This window comes from Nocardia sp. NBC_01499 (assembly GCF_045040275.1).
Taxonomy (GTDB): Bacteria; Actinomycetota; Actinomycetes; order Mycobacteriales; family Mycobacteriaceae; genus Nocardia.
The window spans coordinates 1,854,916-1,868,987 of record NZ_CP109426.1; the positions used below are offsets into that span (position 1 = coordinate 1,854,916).

16 protein-coding genes are annotated in these 14,072 nt (G+C 67.2%); 6 read left to right on the top strand and 10 right to left on the bottom strand.

Going from position 1 to position 14,072, the window contains the following annotated elements:
- The first annotated feature begins 13 nt into the window (after positions 1 to 13).
- The 3 genes from OG203_RS08390 (at position 14) to yidC (ending at position 2,216) form a co-directional block, all read left to right on the top strand.
- The gene (locus OG203_RS08390; protein ID WP_405165107.1) at positions 14 to 802 is read left to right on the top strand and encodes a helix-turn-helix transcriptional regulator; all 789 of its coding nucleotides are present in this window, start codon (positions 14 to 16) and stop codon (positions 800 to 802) included.
- A gap of 94 nt (positions 803 to 896) precedes the next feature.
- Positions 897 to 1,196 carry a DUF6412 domain-containing protein gene (locus tag OG203_RS08395; protein WP_405165108.1) on the top strand — a complete coding sequence of 100 codons (300 nt, stop codon included), beginning with the start codon at positions 897 to 899 and terminating at the stop codon, positions 1,194 to 1,196.
- Between the two features lie 96 nt (positions 1,197 to 1,292).
- Entirely contained in the window at positions 1,293 to 2,216 is a 924-nt protein-coding gene (gene yidC / locus OG203_RS08400) for a membrane protein insertase YidC (RefSeq protein ID WP_405165109.1), read from the top strand.
- Positions 2,217 to 2,302: 86 nt separating this feature from the next.
- On the opposite strand, the gene OG203_RS08405 is transcribed toward yidC, so the two are convergent.
- Positions 2,303 to 2,686 carry a nitroreductase family deazaflavin-dependent oxidoreductase gene (locus OG203_RS08405; protein ID WP_405165110.1) on the bottom strand — a complete coding sequence of 128 codons (384 nt, stop codon included), beginning with the start codon at positions 2,684 to 2,686 and terminating at the stop codon, positions 2,303 to 2,305.
- A 91-nt stretch (positions 2,687 to 2,777) separates the two neighbouring features.
- Between OG203_RS08405 and OG203_RS08410 the strand changes: the two genes are divergently transcribed.
- A complete protein-coding gene (locus tag OG203_RS08410; protein WP_405167798.1) occupies positions 2,778 to 3,278 on the top strand; it encodes an NUDIX domain-containing protein in 501 nt (166 codons plus the stop codon).
- A gap of 210 nt (positions 3,279 to 3,488) precedes the next feature.
- Here OG203_RS08410 and OG203_RS08415 read toward each other — a convergent pair whose 3' ends face one another.
- Together OG203_RS08415 and OG203_RS08420 are read right to left on the bottom strand one after the other, a co-directional pair.
- Entirely contained in the window at positions 3,489 to 4,169 is a 681-nt protein-coding gene (locus OG203_RS08415) for a TIGR00266 family protein (protein ID WP_405165111.1), read from the bottom strand.
- Between the two features lie 61 nt (positions 4,170 to 4,230).
- A complete protein-coding gene (locus tag OG203_RS08420) occupies positions 4,231 to 4,599 on the bottom strand; it encodes an arsenate reductase family protein (protein ID WP_405165112.1) in 369 nt (122 codons plus the stop codon).
- A gap of 85 nt (positions 4,600 to 4,684) precedes the next feature.
- Here OG203_RS08420 and OG203_RS08425 point away from each other — a divergent pair, with 85 nt between their 5' ends.
- Positions 4,685 to 6,169, top strand: a complete 1,485-nt coding sequence (locus OG203_RS08425) for a bifunctional phosphatase PAP2/diacylglycerol kinase family protein (protein ID WP_405165113.1) — start codon at positions 4,685 to 4,687, stop codon at positions 6,167 to 6,169.
- A 74-nt stretch (positions 6,170 to 6,243) separates the two neighbouring features.
- A complete protein-coding gene (locus OG203_RS08430; RefSeq protein ID WP_405165114.1) occupies positions 6,244 to 6,747 on the top strand; it encodes a hypothetical protein in 504 nt (167 codons plus the stop codon).
- Positions 6,748 to 6,782: 35 nt separating this feature from the next.
- Here OG203_RS08430 and OG203_RS08435 read toward each other — a convergent pair whose 3' ends face one another.
- The 7 genes from OG203_RS08435 to OG203_RS08465 form a co-directional block, all read right to left on the bottom strand.
- Positions 6,783 to 7,925, bottom strand: coding sequence for an ABC transporter substrate-binding protein (locus OG203_RS08435; protein WP_405165115.1), 1,143 nt, complete (start codon positions 7,923 to 7,925; stop codon positions 6,783 to 6,785).
- Positions 7,922 to 8,707: an ABC transporter permease gene (locus OG203_RS08440; protein ID WP_405165116.1), complete on the bottom strand. Its 786-nt coding sequence runs from the start codon at positions 8,705 to 8,707 to the stop codon at positions 7,922 to 7,924. Before OG203_RS08440 ends, OG203_RS08435 begins: the two co-directional genes overlap by 4 nt.
- A complete protein-coding gene (locus OG203_RS08445) occupies positions 8,704 to 9,588 on the bottom strand; it encodes an ABC transporter ATP-binding protein (protein ID WP_405165117.1) in 885 nt (294 codons plus the stop codon). Before OG203_RS08445 ends, OG203_RS08440 begins: the two co-directional genes overlap by 4 nt.
- A gap of 52 nt (positions 9,589 to 9,640) precedes the next feature.
- Positions 9,641 to 10,528, bottom strand: coding sequence for an ABC transporter permease (locus tag OG203_RS08450; protein ID WP_405165118.1), 888 nt, complete (start codon positions 10,526 to 10,528; stop codon positions 9,641 to 9,643).
- Between the two features lie 106 nt (positions 10,529 to 10,634).
- Positions 10,635 to 11,669, bottom strand: a complete 1,035-nt coding sequence (locus OG203_RS08455; RefSeq protein ID WP_405165119.1) for a TIGR03842 family LLM class F420-dependent oxidoreductase — start codon at positions 11,667 to 11,669, stop codon at positions 10,635 to 10,637.
- Between the two features lie 50 nt (positions 11,670 to 11,719).
- Positions 11,720 to 13,141, bottom strand: a complete 1,422-nt coding sequence (hydA, locus tag OG203_RS08460; RefSeq protein ID WP_405165120.1) for a dihydropyrimidinase — start codon at positions 13,139 to 13,141, stop codon at positions 11,720 to 11,722.
- Between the two features lie 16 nt (positions 13,142 to 13,157).
- On the bottom strand, positions 13,158 to 13,994 hold the full coding sequence (locus tag OG203_RS08465; protein WP_405165121.1) for a nitrilase-related carbon-nitrogen hydrolase: 837 nt from the start codon (positions 13,992 to 13,994) through the stop codon (positions 13,158 to 13,160).
- Positions 13,995 to 14,072: the final 78 nt, after the last annotated feature.

The following is a 14,072-nucleotide window of genomic DNA, read 5'->3' on the forward strand; positions in this document are numbered from 1 at the left end:
CCGGGAGCGTCCGATGATGAAGGCTCTGCTCAGCAACGACTTCTCGACGTCGGCGGACGCCGATGCCAACGATGCGGCACAGTGGCGGGGCACCGCGCTGCTACGCCCCGGCATCCTGGCCTTCGAAGGCGAGATCCGACCGACCGAACTACACGCCCATCACGCCGTGCAGATCATGGCCGCCTGTACCCCCATCTCCGTCGTGGACGGCAGCGGGGTGCGGCAGCAGGGCACCCACATCATCGTGCCCACGGACGCACCGCACCGGGTGTGCGGCGGTGCCACGCACGGCATCGCGATCTATCTCGACCCGGAAACCGTCGCCGGTGCGGCGGCCGACCGGCGCGCGCACCTGCACGGCTGGTTGCAGGCGCTGAAGGTCGATCCCGCGCTCGGCCATGTGGCCGAACATGTGGCCGACGTCCTCGCGGATCTGCTGCGGGACAACGCGGCGGGCTCGGAAGATCGGCACGGCGTGGTCACCGCCGCGCTGCAACTACTGCCCGACATGGTCAAGGACGGGTCGGTGCGCGGCTCGGATGTAGCGCGCCAGCTGGGGATTTCGGCGACCCGGCTCACCCACCTGTTCACCGAGCAGGTCGGTATTCCGTTGCGCCGCTACATCCTCTGGCTGCGGTTGCACATCGCGATGAACGGCGTCATGGCCGGTGAGGACGTCACGACGGCGTCGGCGTCGGCCGGGTTCGCCGACAGCTCCCATCTCACGCGGACCTGCCGGCGCACCTTCGGGCTGCCGCCGTCGATGATGAGCCGCGACGTCGACTGGGATATCAGCCTCTGAGCTGACCACTCCGTTCGTCCCGGCGAAGGCCTTGGACCGTCTCGGTTCCGGCCTTCGCCGGGGTGCCGGAGGTGACGGGCAGTATGCTCGGAACATGATCTCGCGGGCTCAGCTGATGGCGTATGCGGTTGTCGCATTCGTGCTGCCCGCGCTCGCGCTCTTCACGATCCCGGCCGGTGAGCCGGGTTCGGTCGCCGTCGTCGGCCTGGTGGCGGCGTCGCTGTTCGTCGTGCTCGTCACGGTGCACCCGGCCGCCGGACTGCCGCTGCCGCTGGTCAATTCCGGCCCGCCGCCGTCCGCGCAACGCCGCCGACGTGGCTCTTTCCTGCGCCAGAGCAATCCTGACACCCCCGGGCGTCCGCGCCCACGAGCGCCAGGGTTCGCGACCGCCTGACGACAGCCTCCGCACCTGCTGCGGGGTGTCGTCGGCGTTCTCGTCGAACCCCTTCCGCCTCGTGCGCACACGCACGCCCATAGTCAGGTGCTGTCCATGCTCGACTTCGTCTACTACCCCGTGTCCGCCATTCTCTGGCTCTGGCACTACGTCTTCGCCGCCGCCTTCGGACCCGCCAGCGGGCTCGCCTGGGTGCTTTCGGTGATCTTTCTGGTCCTCACCCTCCGCGCGGCCCTTTTTGTGCCATTTCTGAAACAGGCCCGCACGCAAGCAATTGTCAAAAAATTGCAACCCGATGTTTCCAAGCTGAAACAAAAATACAAAAACGATCGCAGGCGCCTGGCGACCGAGCAACAGAAACTCTATAAAGACAACGGCATCAATAGCTTCGCGACACTGATTCCGGTCATCGGTCAGCTTTTCGTATTCATCGGCCTGTTCCATGTGCTGCGCTCGTTCGACCGCACCGGTGCGCAGGGTCATCTGCCCTTCCAGGCCACCGCGACGCCGATGACGCCGGAGCAAAACGCCGCGACCCCCAATTACGTCTTCAGCGCCACCGATGTCCAGTCGTTCCTGCACGCGAAGATCTTCGGCGCCCCGCTCTCGGGCATCCTCGGTGGCTCGGGCGATCTCCTGGCAACGGTCGCCGTCATCGCCATCCCGCTGATGCTGATCGCCGCTGTCGCAACACATTTCACCGCTCGCGCATCGATGGCACGCCAGGACACCACGGCCCAGCTCCCCCTGATGCGCCCACTCACCCTGTGGGCCTTCCCGGCGTTCACCCTGCTCGGCGGCGCACTCGTCCCGGTGGCGATCCTGCTCTACTTCGTCACCAACAACGCATGGACGCTCACCCAACAACACCTCGTCTACCGCCGCCTCGATGCCGAAGCCGCCGTCGAGACACAGCGGGCCGCCGCCGCCCGCGCGCAGTTGGCCCCCAAACCCGGCGTCAAACCCCTCCGCGCCCAGTCGGCCCCGAAGGTAGGTGCCAAACCCGTCCGCCGCCGATGAGACGCGTTCGGGGCGGGAACCGAGTCACGGTTCCCGCCCCGGACAGCTAGCCGCCGGCTGCCCTGTCGCTACCCATCGGGGGTGCGCTAATCGCGGGCGGGGTGGGCTTCGACGTAGTACTCCGCCGACAACGCCTTCAGCCATGGACGAACCACCACCGGCGCCCACTGCGCCGACGGATCGTGCAGCACGGCCGGATCGGTCAGCTCGATGACGCGGCCGCGCGTGTGCAAGGTGAAACCGCCTGCGGCACTGATGTTTTTGGCCCAGTCGGTGTCGCGACCGTAGGTCAGCGCGATGCGGTAGACGCCGTCGCTCTGGAACACCGACACCGGAGTTCGGTACTCGCGGCCGGACTTTCGGCCTCTGTGCTGCAGGATGGCGAAGCCGGGGGCACGACCCGCGAACAGCCCTGCCGCGCGGTTGGTGGCATACCGGTTGAATTTCGCCAGTGCGCGGGGAAGCACCATCGGCGCGGTCCTCTCTCGAGTCGGCGTGCGGGCCCCACGTTACCCTCGTCCGGTGTCAGAGCAGCCGGAACGAGTCAAGCAGAAGTCCGAGATGATCGCCGTCTACGACGCGGCGGGCGAGGTGGTCGGCGCCGCGGATCGGGCCGAGGTCTATCGGGACGGAATCTGGCACGCCAGTGCCGGTGTGCTCGTTCGGTCCGGCGATGGCGAGCGGATCTATGTGCACCGGCGCACCGACACCAAGATGGTGTTCGCCGGCATGCACGACTGTCTCGCGGGCGGTGTGGTCGGGCCGGGGGAATCCACGGAAGAGACGGCCGTTCGGGAACTGGCCGAGGAGCTCGGCATCACCGACGTCGAGGCGCCGAGGTTCGTCGCCAAGGTGGCCTGGGATGGCCAGTGGCAGGGAAAACCCATGCGCTGCCACCTGTTCGCGTATGAACTGCGCTATGACGGACCGATCCGCCATCAGTGGGAGGAGATCGCCGACGGCTGGTGGTGGACCGACGCGGAACTGCGCGCCCACCTGGCTGACCCGGACTGGCCGTTCGTGCCGGACACCCTGGCACTCGTCGACGATCTGCTCACCTGAGCGCCCTGCTGGCGGGCGCTCGCCTCACAACGCGATCAGGCCGCGCTGCCGCTGCCGAGCGACAGCATGGTGGAAACAATGTTGGCAACAACTTCGAGCAATTCCATGGTTCTCCGTAAGTTGGCTTTATCGATGGAGCACCCGGAGCCTTGGCGACCAACGTGGCCGATGCCTGAACACCGAGTGAACACCGATGGTCGCCGCGCCGGTTTACCCCGAGGACGCTACCGAACCGGCCCACGCGGCGAACGCGGCGGGGTTGCGCGTCTGCAGCAGCACCCGTCCCGGCCCGACGAAGTCGAAGACGAAACCCTCACCGGACTTCAGCGACTGGATGGACCGGCCGACCACCGCCCGGCGGATGGTGAAGTTCATCGCCAGGTCGTAGGCAACCACGTGCCCGGTGTCGATGGTGATCGGCTCCCCCGGCTGCAGATCGATCACATCGATCGCGCCGAACACCCCGACGACGATCTCGCCGTCACCGTGCGCGCGCAGACCGAAACCGCCCTCGCCGCCGAACAGGTTCGCGAAGCCGCCCCACTTGCTTTCCACCTGCACCCCATGCGAATTCGCGATCCAGCCGCCGCGGCTGATGAAGAACGGGCGGTCCTGGGTGATCTGCAGATTCAGCATGTCGCCCGGCAGCGCGGGCGCCACATCCACCCAGCCGCCCTGCTGCGGTGCGGTGAACGTCGAGACGAAGAACGATTCGCCAGCGAGCACCGAGCGCTTCAGTCCGGCCAGGATGCCGCCTTCGGCCTTGGCGGCCAACGTAACTCCCGCCGAGTGGGCGACCATGGCGCCGCTCTCGACCCGCATCGGCTCGCCGCCGGAGAGGAAGCACCGCGCGATGGTCGATGCGGGGTTGTGGCGCAGTTGTACCTTCATATTCGGCGACCCTACCGCCTGGTTCGTGCCGGTAGGGACACCGCTATCGGGTACGAGTCGCCTACTCCAGCAACCGCAATGCGGCATCGTCGCGCGCGACTACCGCGCGGCCGTCCGCGGTCAACACGATGGGCCGCTGGATCAGCTTCGGATGCTCGGCAAGCGCCTCGATCCACCGGTCGCGATCGGCGGGTGTGCGGCCCCACTTGGCGATGCCGAGATCCTTGGCGATCTGCTCACTCGTGCGGGTGATCTCCCACGGTTCGGCGCCGAGGCGTCGCAGCACGTCCCGCAGTTCGTCGGCGGTCGGCGGCGCGTCGAGGTAGCGCCGCACCGAGTACTCGACGCCCGCCTGGTCCAGGAACGCGGTGGCATTGCGGCTCTTGGAGCACTGCGGGTTGTGCCAGATCTCCGTCTGCCCAGATGTCATGTGAGCAGGGTACCGAGCGAGGTCCCGGCCACGGCCGGCGCGCGGACACCGTTTGATCGCCGGTTCGCTGGATAAGCTCGTTGCGATGCGTAAACGACTTCGCCGGATCAATGCCATGGATCGCCGCCTCGTGCGGCGCACCGCCCGCTTGCGACCGACGCCCGCCGACCATGTCCTGCGTTCACTCAGCATGAGCGCCAACCACAGTCGCCTCTGGATGGCGATCGCCGCCGTGCTGTTCGTGGCGGGCGGCCGGGCCCAGCGGCGCGGCGCGGTGCGCGGCCTCGCGGCGGTGGGACTGGCCAGCGGTCTCGCCAACGGTGTCGGCAAGCCGCTGTTCCCGCGGCGGCGGCCACCGGTGGAGGCGGTGCCGCTGCTGCGGCGCGTCGTCAAGCCGCCGGTGTCCTCCTCGTTCCCGTCGGGCCATGCCGCCTCTGCGGCGGCATTCGCGACCGCAGTCGCGCTGGAGGCACCGGGAACGGCCGCGGTGATCGCGCCCCTCGCGGTCGCGGTCGCCTATTCGCGGGTGCATATCGGGGTGCACTGGCCCTCCGACGTGGTGGCCGGGGCGGCGCTCGGTTCCGGGGTCGCGCTGGCCACCCGGCGGTGGTGGGCGGTGCGCGACGACGAGCCCGCGACGCTCGGTCCGACGAAACGAACCGAACCGCTCCCCGACGGACGCGGCATGCTGCTGGTGGTCAACCCGTCCTCGGGCACCGACGACGGCGGCGAACTGGCGACCCTGTTGCACAACCGGTTACCCGCCGCACGAATCCTCGAGCTGGACGGGGACATCGACCTCGCCGCCGAGATCGACACGCGGGTGCGCCGGGACGATATCGCCGCGCTCGGCGTCCTCGGCGGCGACGGAACCGTCTCGACCGTCGCGGAAGCCGCTGTGCGACACAACCTTCCGTTGGCGGTGTTCGCGGGCGGCACGCTCAACCACTTCGCGCGCGATATCGGCGTGGAGAATCCCGCGACGACCTTCGCCGCGCTCGACGCGGGCCAGCTCATGCTCGTCGACACCGCCCGCGTGCGATTGGACGACGACGAGGAACGCACCTTCGTCAACACGGCCAGCCTCGGCGGCTACCCCGACTTCGTCCGGCTGCGGGAACGGTGGGAACGCCGGGTCGGCAAGTGGCCCGCGGCCGGATTCGCCATGCTGTGCGTGCTGTTTCGCGCGGAGCCACTGCACTGCACGCTCGACGGCAAGCGCAGCGCCCTCTGGATGTTGTTCCTCGGCAACGGCGCGTACCACCCCACCGACCAGATCCCGATGTCGCGCCCGCAACTGCACGACGGCACCCTCGATGTCCGGTATCTCCGTGCGGACCTTCGCTTTTCGCGCGCCCGGCTGATCTTCGCCACCTTCACCGGCACACTGAATCGTTCCGACACCTACGTGCACCGTCGCGTCGGACAGCTGGGTGTTCAGGTCGACGACGCCCCCGTATCGCTGGCCACCGACGGCGAAGTCAACCACACGGCAAAGCGATTGGAGTTCGCCAGCCAACCGGCCGCCTTGGCCGTATTCCGGGAACCGCTCCCCGACGACGCTGAGTAACCGGTCAGCGGCAACCCTGCGTCGTGCCCGGCGTTTCGCGGTGACGACCCTGGTCGGCGTTCGATACTGAGGGCATGACTGATCAATCACCGGCGGAAAACCCTTACGGCACACCGTCCACCACCGGCCCGGAGCCGATCCGGTCGTATCAGGGCACGGTCAACCAGGTCGTCCGGACGCTGCTGCGGCTTCCGGTGATCTCCGGAGTCATCGGCAAACACCTGCTGACGCTGCACGTGGTCGGGCGCAAGTCGGGCAAGGTCTACGACGTGCCGGTGGCCTATACCGATAACAACGGCACCCTGCTGATCGGCACGGCGTTGCGCCCGTGGGTGCAGAACCTGCGGGCGGGTGGGCCGGTCGAGGCGTCGCTCGGCAGCAAGCCGCGGGCGTTCGATCCGGTGGTGTACACCGGGCAGGACGACGTCATGCGGCTGTACGAGATCATCGCCAGGGACAACAAGACCAACGCGAAGTTCAACGGAATCGGTTTCGGCGCCGACGGTTCGCCGAACAAGGCCGACCTGTATCAGACGTGGCAGCAGGGTGGTGTCGTCATCACGTTGACGCCACGCTGAGCTCGCGGGCCACTAGCTCAGGCCTGCACCGCGAATCACTTGCCCCCTTCGGTCAGCGTGACCTGGCTCGGCGTGTATCCCGCGCCGGTCACATCGATGCCACCCGACATCAGCGATTCCAGTGCCTTCATGACGTAGTCGCTGGTGTAGGCGGCCGCGTCGGGATCCTTCTTCAGGACGGTCGCGCCCTCTTGGTTCTTGGTGTCCTTGGCGATCTGCACGGTGCGGGCCCATGCCGCGCTGTCGACCATGCCGATCCCGGCGGGTGCGGGCCAGATCAGCTTGTTCACCTCGTTGATCTGCCACTGCTGATGGGTCGCGCCGAGCGTGCTGCCCGCGGCGACGGTGATGTCGCGGCACTTGTCCACGTTGTCGCGGCAGAAGATCCAGCCCTTGAGCGAGGCCGCGATGAATTTCACCGTCTGGTCTTGGTATTTGGGGTCCTTCAGCTTGTCGCTGTTGGCCCAGATGGCGTCCTGCAACATCGCGACGCCCTCGGCGTTCCAGTCGATGGTGTTGAAATCGTCTGCGGTGTAAAGCTTTCCGGTGGCCGGGTTCTTGGTCTCCAACAGCTGCGCGTATTCGTTGTACGACATGGCCTGCGCGGCGGCGATGTCTTTGCCGAGGAAGGCGTTCATGTCGAACTGCTGCTGCACCAGCTTGACGTCCTTGGCCGGGTCGATGCCCGCCTTGGCCATCCCGGCGAACAGCTCGAATTCGTTGCCGTAGCCCCAGTTTCCGACCGTCTTGCCGCGCAGCGCGGCCGGGCCGGTGATGTTCTCCGACTTGAACGACACCTGCTTGGTGCCGGAGCGCTGGAAGATCTGCGCCACATCGGTGATGCCCGCGCCCGCCTCGCGGGAGGCGAGCGCCTTCGGGACCCACGCGATCGCGTAATCGGCCTGCCCCTGCGCGAGCACCGTCTGCGGGACGATATCCGTTCCACCGTCGAGGATTTCGACCGACAGTCCCTGCTCCTTGTAGAAGCCCTGGTCGACCGCGGCCAGGTAGCCCGCGAACTGTCCCTGCTTGAACCACTGCAGTTGCAGCCGCACCTTGGTGAGCCCGTCGGCGGTGGTGCCGGAGCCGCTGTCGGTGGTGCTACAACCGGTCAGCGCGGCCGCGACCAGCGCGGTGAGCGCAAGGCCGACCCGGAATCGCTTGGTGGACTTTGTCATCTAGATCTCCAGAGGGTGGTGCGGGGTCTACGGGTGAGTAGTTCGAGGAGTAGGACGGCGGCCAGGAACAGCAGGCCGACGAGCACGGCGCCCGCCACGTAAGCCCATGCCCTCGGGTAGGCGGTATTGGCCGCGGCGGAGGTGATGCGACTGCCGAGGCCGTTCTGCAGTCCGCCGAAGTACTCGGCGATGATCGCGGCGATCACCGCGCCCGGTGCGGCGATGCGCAGGCCGGTGAACAGGTAGGGCAGCGCCGCTGGCAGCCGGACGGTGCGGGTGATCTGCCAGCCGCCCGCCGCATACGAGTGCAACAGGTCGGTATGCACTTGCGGTACCTGCCGCAGGCCCCTGGCCGTGCTGACGAACATCGGGAAGAACACAACGATGGTGACGACCATCCGACGCGGTGTGTCGGTGGTGGTCGAATACATCGAATTCAGCAGGGGCGCAAGGGCAACGATCGGCACCGCGGCCGCGGCGGCGGCGAGCGGTGTCAGCAGTCCGTCGACCAGATGGAACCGGACGGCCAGCATCGCGGCGACAATGCCGAGCACCGCGCCGACCAGCAGGCCGATCAGCGCATTGGTCCCGGTCGCGGTCGCGGCGTCGGCGATGCGGCCGAAGTTCTCGGTGAATTCGCTCGCGATCGCGGTCGGCGCGGGCAACAGAAACGACGGGACCCCGGCGACGACGGTCAGCAGCTGCCACAACGCCAGCCCACCGACGCCGAACAGTAACGGCGGCAACACCGTTCGCCACGGCAGCTTCCAGAAGGTGGTCATCGCACGTCCCGGCCCGCCACCGCGCCGGTGTCGTCGTTGCCACCGCGCAGCGCCTCGCGCACGGCGGCCACCGCCTCGAAAAACGCTGGGCTGGAACGCACATCGTCGCCCGCCTCGGCCGCGTCTCGCCTGCCCCAGCCGCCGGTCGGCACCACATCGGTGATCCGGCCGGGTCGTGGCGACATGACCACCACCCGATCGGACAGGAATACCGCCTCCGGAATCGAGTGCGTCACAAAGACAACGGCCGCCTCGGTCTCCCCCGCGATCCGCAGCAGCTCACCCTGCATCCGCTCGCGGGTCATCTCGTCGAGCGCGCCGAAGGGTTCGTCCATCAGCAGCAGGGAAGGCTTGGGCGCCAACGCCCGCACGATCGCGACCCGCTGCTGCATGCCGCCGGACAGTTCGGCGGGATAGCGTTTGGCGAAGTCGGTCAGCCCGGCCATCTCCAGGAGTTCGGCACTGCGCGAGCGTCGTTCGCTCTTCGGCACCTTGTGCAGCTCGAGGGGCAGTTCGACATTCGCCTGTACCGTGCGCCAATCCAGCAGTCCGGACTGTTGGAACGCGATGCCGTAGTCCTGGTCGATCCTGGCCCGGCGCGCGGTCTTCCCGTGCACCGTGACCGTGCCGCCGGTCGGCTGCTCGAGGTCGGCGATGATGCGAAGCAGGGTCGACTTACCACAGCCGGAAGGGCCGATGAGCGAGACGAATTCGCCCGCAGCGACGGTCAGCGAGACATCGGCCAGTGCGGTGACCGAGCCCGCGGCGTAGATCTTGCCAACGTCCGTGAGTTCCACCGCGGCGATCTGATCGGCGCGGTCGACGGAACCCGCCGGGTCCGGCGCCGGGGTGGCGACGGCCGGTTGTGCTTTGGCGGTCAACGGATACCTCCTGGAAAGCAGCCCATCCGACCTGCGATCGGCCGACGCGCGATCACCGGGCGGACTTCGGGGAACGAGCAGCACCGGCTGGGCGGCTGTAGCGGCGCAGCGCGAATTCGGCGAGACCGACCACCGCCGTGATCGCGACACCGAGCAGGGCTGCGGCCAAGACAGCCGCGTAGAGCCGGGAGGCGTCGCCGGTGGCCTGCTGGGCGAAAACGATGATCTGGCGGCCGATGCCACCCGCGGTGCCGGTGGAGATCTCGGCGACCACCGCACCGATCACCGAGGCGGCGGCGGCCAATCGCAAGGCGGGCAGCAGGTGCGGGACGGCGGCGGGAAACCGCAAGTGCACCAACGTTTCCCACCAGCTTGCCGAATAGCTGTGCAGCAGTTCGACCGACGCCTTCGACGGTGCCTGCAGCCCGCGCAGCATGCCGACCGCCACCGGGAAGAACGCCAGGTACGACGCGATGACCGCGATGCTCATCCACGGCCGCCACGGCTCACCGGCGATCACGATCTTGCCGCCCCATCCGGCCACCAGCGGCGCCAGCGCGATCAGCGGAACCGTTTGCGACACAATGATGTAGGGCAACAGCCCGCGTTCGACCCAGGCGAAACGTTGCATGAGGATCGCCAACGCCACCCCGACAACGGTGCCGATGAGCAACGCGAGCAGGGCCAGCCCGAAGGTGAATCCCGCTGTCCTGAGCAAGGTTTCGCCCACCGTGCCGGTGTTGTCCCGCTCACCGAGCACCGTCACCACCGACCACACGTGCGGCAGTGCGCCGTCTCCGGTGCGTGGCAGGATTCGCTGGTCGCCGATGCTCACACCGCGTTCCGGGACAACGAGTTTCACCAACTCCCAGAGCGCGAGCACCAGCACCAGAACGGTGACCGCGTAACCGACGCGGGCCGTCCCAGGCGTAACCCTCATTCGTCCTCCACGTACACCGCGACCGGCTGATCATCGTCTCGATGCGGCCCGAACTCGATCAGCACCAGCGCCATCGTCGCGGCGACACCTACGAGCAGCGCCGTCATCAGGCGCCTTCCGTCGCGATGACCGGGTGCGCCAGCCTGGGCAGCACGGACTCGCCGTACGCCTCGAGCGTCGCGGTCTTCGCGTCGTGCTGGAGGTAGACCGCGAACTGATCGACCCCGAGCTTCTCCAGCTCACGCAGCCGGGCCAGTTGGTCGTCGGGCGTGCCGAGCAGGCAGAAGCGGTCGACGATGGTGTCGGGCACGAAGTCGGCATGGGTGTTGCCCGCGCGACCGTGCTGGTTGTAGTCGTAACCCTGTCTGCCCGCGATGTATTCGGTGAGCGCGGCCGGAACATCGCTGCCCGTACCGTATTTCGCCACGATATCGGCCACGTGGTTGCCGACCATGCCGCCGAACCAGCGGCACTGTTCGCGGGCGTGCGCCAGCGCGGCGTCCGACCCGTCGGTGACGTAAGCCGGTGCGGCGACACAGATCTTGACCGATCCCGGGTCGCGACCCGCGCGCTCGGCGGCGGCCCGCACCCGGGCGATGGTCCATGCGGTGATGTCGGGGTCGGCCAGCTGCAGGATGAATCCGTCGGCGACCTCGCCGGTGAGATCCAGTGCGCGCGGGCCATATCCGGCCATCCAGACCTCCAGGCGGGAATCGGCGGCCCACGGGAACCGCACGATCGTGTCGTCGACCTTGGCACTGCGCCCGTTGCCGAGTTCCCTGATCACCTCGATGGCTTCGCGCAGGGTGGCCAGATTGGTCGGCTTGCCGCCGAGCGTGCGCACCGCCGAGTCGCCGCGGCCGATGCCGCACACGGTGCGGTTGCCGAACATGTCGTTCAGCGTGGCGAAAGTGGACGCGGTTACCGTCCAGTCCCTGGTGGCCGGGTTGGTCACCATCGGGCCGACCACGACTTTCCTGGTGGCGGCGAGGATCTGACTGTAGATGACGTACGGTTCCTGCCACAGCAGGTGCGAATCGAACGTCCAGACATGCGAGAACCCGTGCGTCTCGGCCTGTCTGGCCAGTTCGACCACCCGGGAGGCGGGGGGTGTGCATTGCAGCACCACACCGATGTCCATGCGGCACTCTCCGTTTCGAAGTCGGATACAGCTGTGCGGGAGCTGTGGTGTCAGATCAGGTTCTGCGACAGTGCGCGTTTGACGAATCGGCCGTGCCCGGCGCTGCCGAGATACTTGCCGTCGTCGATGACCACCCGGCCGCGCGAGAGCACGGTGTCGACGTGACCGTCGATCTCGAAGCCCTCGTAGGCGGAGTAGTCCATGTTCATGTGATGGGTCTTGCCGAGGCCGATGCTGGTGTGCCCGTTGGGGTCATAGATCACCAGGTCGGCGTCCGCGCCCGGACTGATCACGCCCTTGCGCGGGTACATGCCGAACATCCGCGCCGGCGTAGTGCAGCAGACCTCAACCCAGCGTTCGAGGGAGATCTTGCCGCTCTTGACGCCCTGGAACATCAGGTCCATCCGGTGCTCGACGCCGCCGATCCCGTTCGGGATCTTGCTGAAATCGCCGATGCCCATTTCTTTCTGGTCCTTCATGCAGAACGGGCAGTGGTCGGTGCTGACCGTGGTCACGTCACCGGTGCGCAGGTAGCGCCACAGCTCGTCCTGATGGCCCTCGGCCTTCGACCGCAGCGGCGTCGAGCAGACCCATTTGGCGCCCTCGAAACCCGGTGCGCCCAACTGCTCTTCGAGCGAGAGGTACAGATACTGCGGGCACGTTTCGCCGAAGACGTTCTGGCCGTTGCCGCGTGCGGTGGCGATCTGTTCCAGCGCCTGCTTCGCCGACACGTGCACCACGTACAGTGGCGCACCGGTCAACTGCGCCAACATGATCGCGCGGTGGGTGGCTTCCTCCTCCAGTTGCCACGGACGGCTGGTGCCGTGGAAGTAGGGGGCGGTGTCGCCGCGCGCGATGGACTGCTCGACGAGCACGTCGATGGCGATCCCGTTCTCCGCGTGCATCATCAGCAGCGCGCCGAGATCACCCGCCGACTGCATGGCGCGCAGGATCTGGCCGTCGGTGGAGTAGAAGACGCCGGGGTAGGCCATGAAGAGCTTGAAGCTGGTGACGCCCTCGGACACCAATTCGCTCATGCCCTTGAGGGATTCGTCGTTGACCTCGCCGATGATCTGATGGAAGCCGTAGTCGACGGCGCACTTGCCCGCCGCCTTCTGATGCCAGGCGCCGAGCGTGTCCTGCAGCCGCTGCCCCGGTGTCTGGACTACGAAGTCGACGATCGTCGTGGTGCCGCCCCATGCCGCGGCGCGGGTGCCGGTCTCGAAGGTGTCGGACGCCTCGGTGCCGCCGAACGGCATCTGCATGTGCGTATGTCCGTCCACGCCACCGGGAATCACGTATTTGCCGGTCGCGTCGATGACAACGTCCGCGGTGGTGGCCAGGTCCGCGCCGAGGGCGGTCGAACCGGGTTGCAGTACGGCGACAATGGTTTCGCCGTCCACCAGCACATCGAGCAGTTGCGATCCGGTGGCCGAGACCACCGTGCCGCCGTGGATGAAGGTCAGTGTCATGTGCTCGTCCCCGGCCTCAGGGCGCCACCAGCGGACCATAGGCGTCCGGTCGGCGGTCGCGGTAGAAGGCCCACCGGTCGCGCACCGTCTTGATCAGATCGAGGTCGAGATCGCGGATCACCAGCTCCGGGTCGGTGTCCGAGGCGACCTCGCCGACGAACTTGCCCTCGGGGTCGACGAAGTAGCTGGTGCCGTAGAAATCGTCGTCGCCGTACTCCTCGACGCCGACCCGGTTGATCGCGCCGATGTAGTACTCGTTGGCCACCGCCGAGGCGGGCTGCTCCAGCTTCCACAGGTAACCCGACAGGCCGCGCGAGGTCGCGGACGGGTTGAACACGATTTCCGCGCCGGCCAGGCCAAGCGCGCGCCAGCCCTCCGGGAAATGCCGGTCATAACAGATATAGACGCCGACCTTGCCGACCGCGGTGTCGAACACCGGCCAGCCGAGATTGCCCGGCCGGAAGTAGAACTTCTCCCAGAAGCCGTTGACGTGCGGAATGTGATGCTTACGGTATTTACCGAGGTACGAGCCGTCGGCGTCGATCACCGCAGCGGTGTTGTAGAGCAGGCCGGGCTGCTCCTGCTCGTACACCGGCAGGACCATCACCATGCCCAATTCCCTTGCCAGCGCGGCGAATCGCTCCGTCGTCGGACCCGGCACCGACTCCGCGTACTCGTAGAACTTCGCGTCCTGCAACTGGCAGAAGTACGGGCCGTAGAACAGCTCCTGGAAGCAGATCACCTTCGCGCCCTGCGCGGCCGCCTGACGGGCGTAATCCTCGTGCGCTTTGATCATGGACTCTTTGTCGCCGGTCCAGTTCGTCTGGACGAGCGCCGCTCGAACGATTCCCATGCTTTGTTATACTTCACTCCGAACCAATTCGGTTGTGTTACAAGATTGCGGAAACAGTTTCGTAGCCGTAAACCTTGA

Excerpts from the sequence above, each read along its gene's own strand:
- OG203_RS08390 (WP_405165107.1), top strand. The coding sequence starts at position 14 with ATGATGAAGGCTCTGCTCAGCAACGACTTCTCGACGTCGGCGGACGCC.
- OG203_RS08395 (WP_405165108.1), top strand. The coding sequence starts at position 897 with ATGATCTCGCGGGCTCAGCTGATGGCGTATGCGGTTGTCGCATTCGTG.
- yidC (WP_405165109.1), top strand. The coding sequence starts at position 1,293 with ATGCTCGACTTCGTCTACTACCCCGTGTCCGCCATTCTCTGGCTCTGG.
- OG203_RS08405 (WP_405165110.1), bottom strand. The coding sequence starts at position 2,686 with ATGGTGCTTCCCCGCGCACTGGCGAAATTCAACCGGTATGCCACCAAC.
- OG203_RS08410 (WP_405167798.1), top strand. The coding sequence starts at position 2,778 with ATGATCGCCGTCTACGACGCGGCGGGCGAGGTGGTCGGCGCCGCGGAT.
- OG203_RS08415 (WP_405165111.1), bottom strand. The coding sequence starts at position 4,169 with ATGAAGGTACAACTGCGCCACAACCCCGCATCGACCATCGCGCGGTGC.
- OG203_RS08420 (WP_405165112.1), bottom strand. The coding sequence starts at position 4,599 with ATGACATCTGGGCAGACGGAGATCTGGCACAACCCGCAGTGCTCCAAG.
- OG203_RS08425 (WP_405165113.1), top strand. The coding sequence starts at position 4,685 with ATGCGTAAACGACTTCGCCGGATCAATGCCATGGATCGCCGCCTCGTG.
- OG203_RS08430 (WP_405165114.1), top strand. The coding sequence starts at position 6,244 with ATGACTGATCAATCACCGGCGGAAAACCCTTACGGCACACCGTCCACC.
- OG203_RS08435 (WP_405165115.1), bottom strand. The coding sequence starts at position 7,925 with ATGACAAAGTCCACCAAGCGATTCCGGGTCGGCCTTGCGCTCACCGCG.
- OG203_RS08440 (WP_405165116.1), bottom strand. The coding sequence starts at position 8,707 with ATGACCACCTTCTGGAAGCTGCCGTGGCGAACGGTGTTGCCGCCGTTA.
- OG203_RS08450 (WP_405165118.1), bottom strand. The coding sequence starts at position 10,528 with ATGAGGGTTACGCCTGGGACGGCCCGCGTCGGTTACGCGGTCACCGTT.
- OG203_RS08455 (WP_405165119.1), bottom strand. The coding sequence starts at position 11,669 with ATGGACATCGGTGTGGTGCTGCAATGCACACCCCCCGCCTCCCGGGTG.
- hydA (WP_405165120.1), bottom strand. The coding sequence starts at position 13,141 with ATGACACTGACCTTCATCCACGGCGGCACGGTGGTCTCGGCCACCGGA.
- OG203_RS08465 (WP_405165121.1), bottom strand. The coding sequence starts at position 13,994 with ATGGGAATCGTTCGAGCGGCGCTCGTCCAGACGAACTGGACCGGCGAC.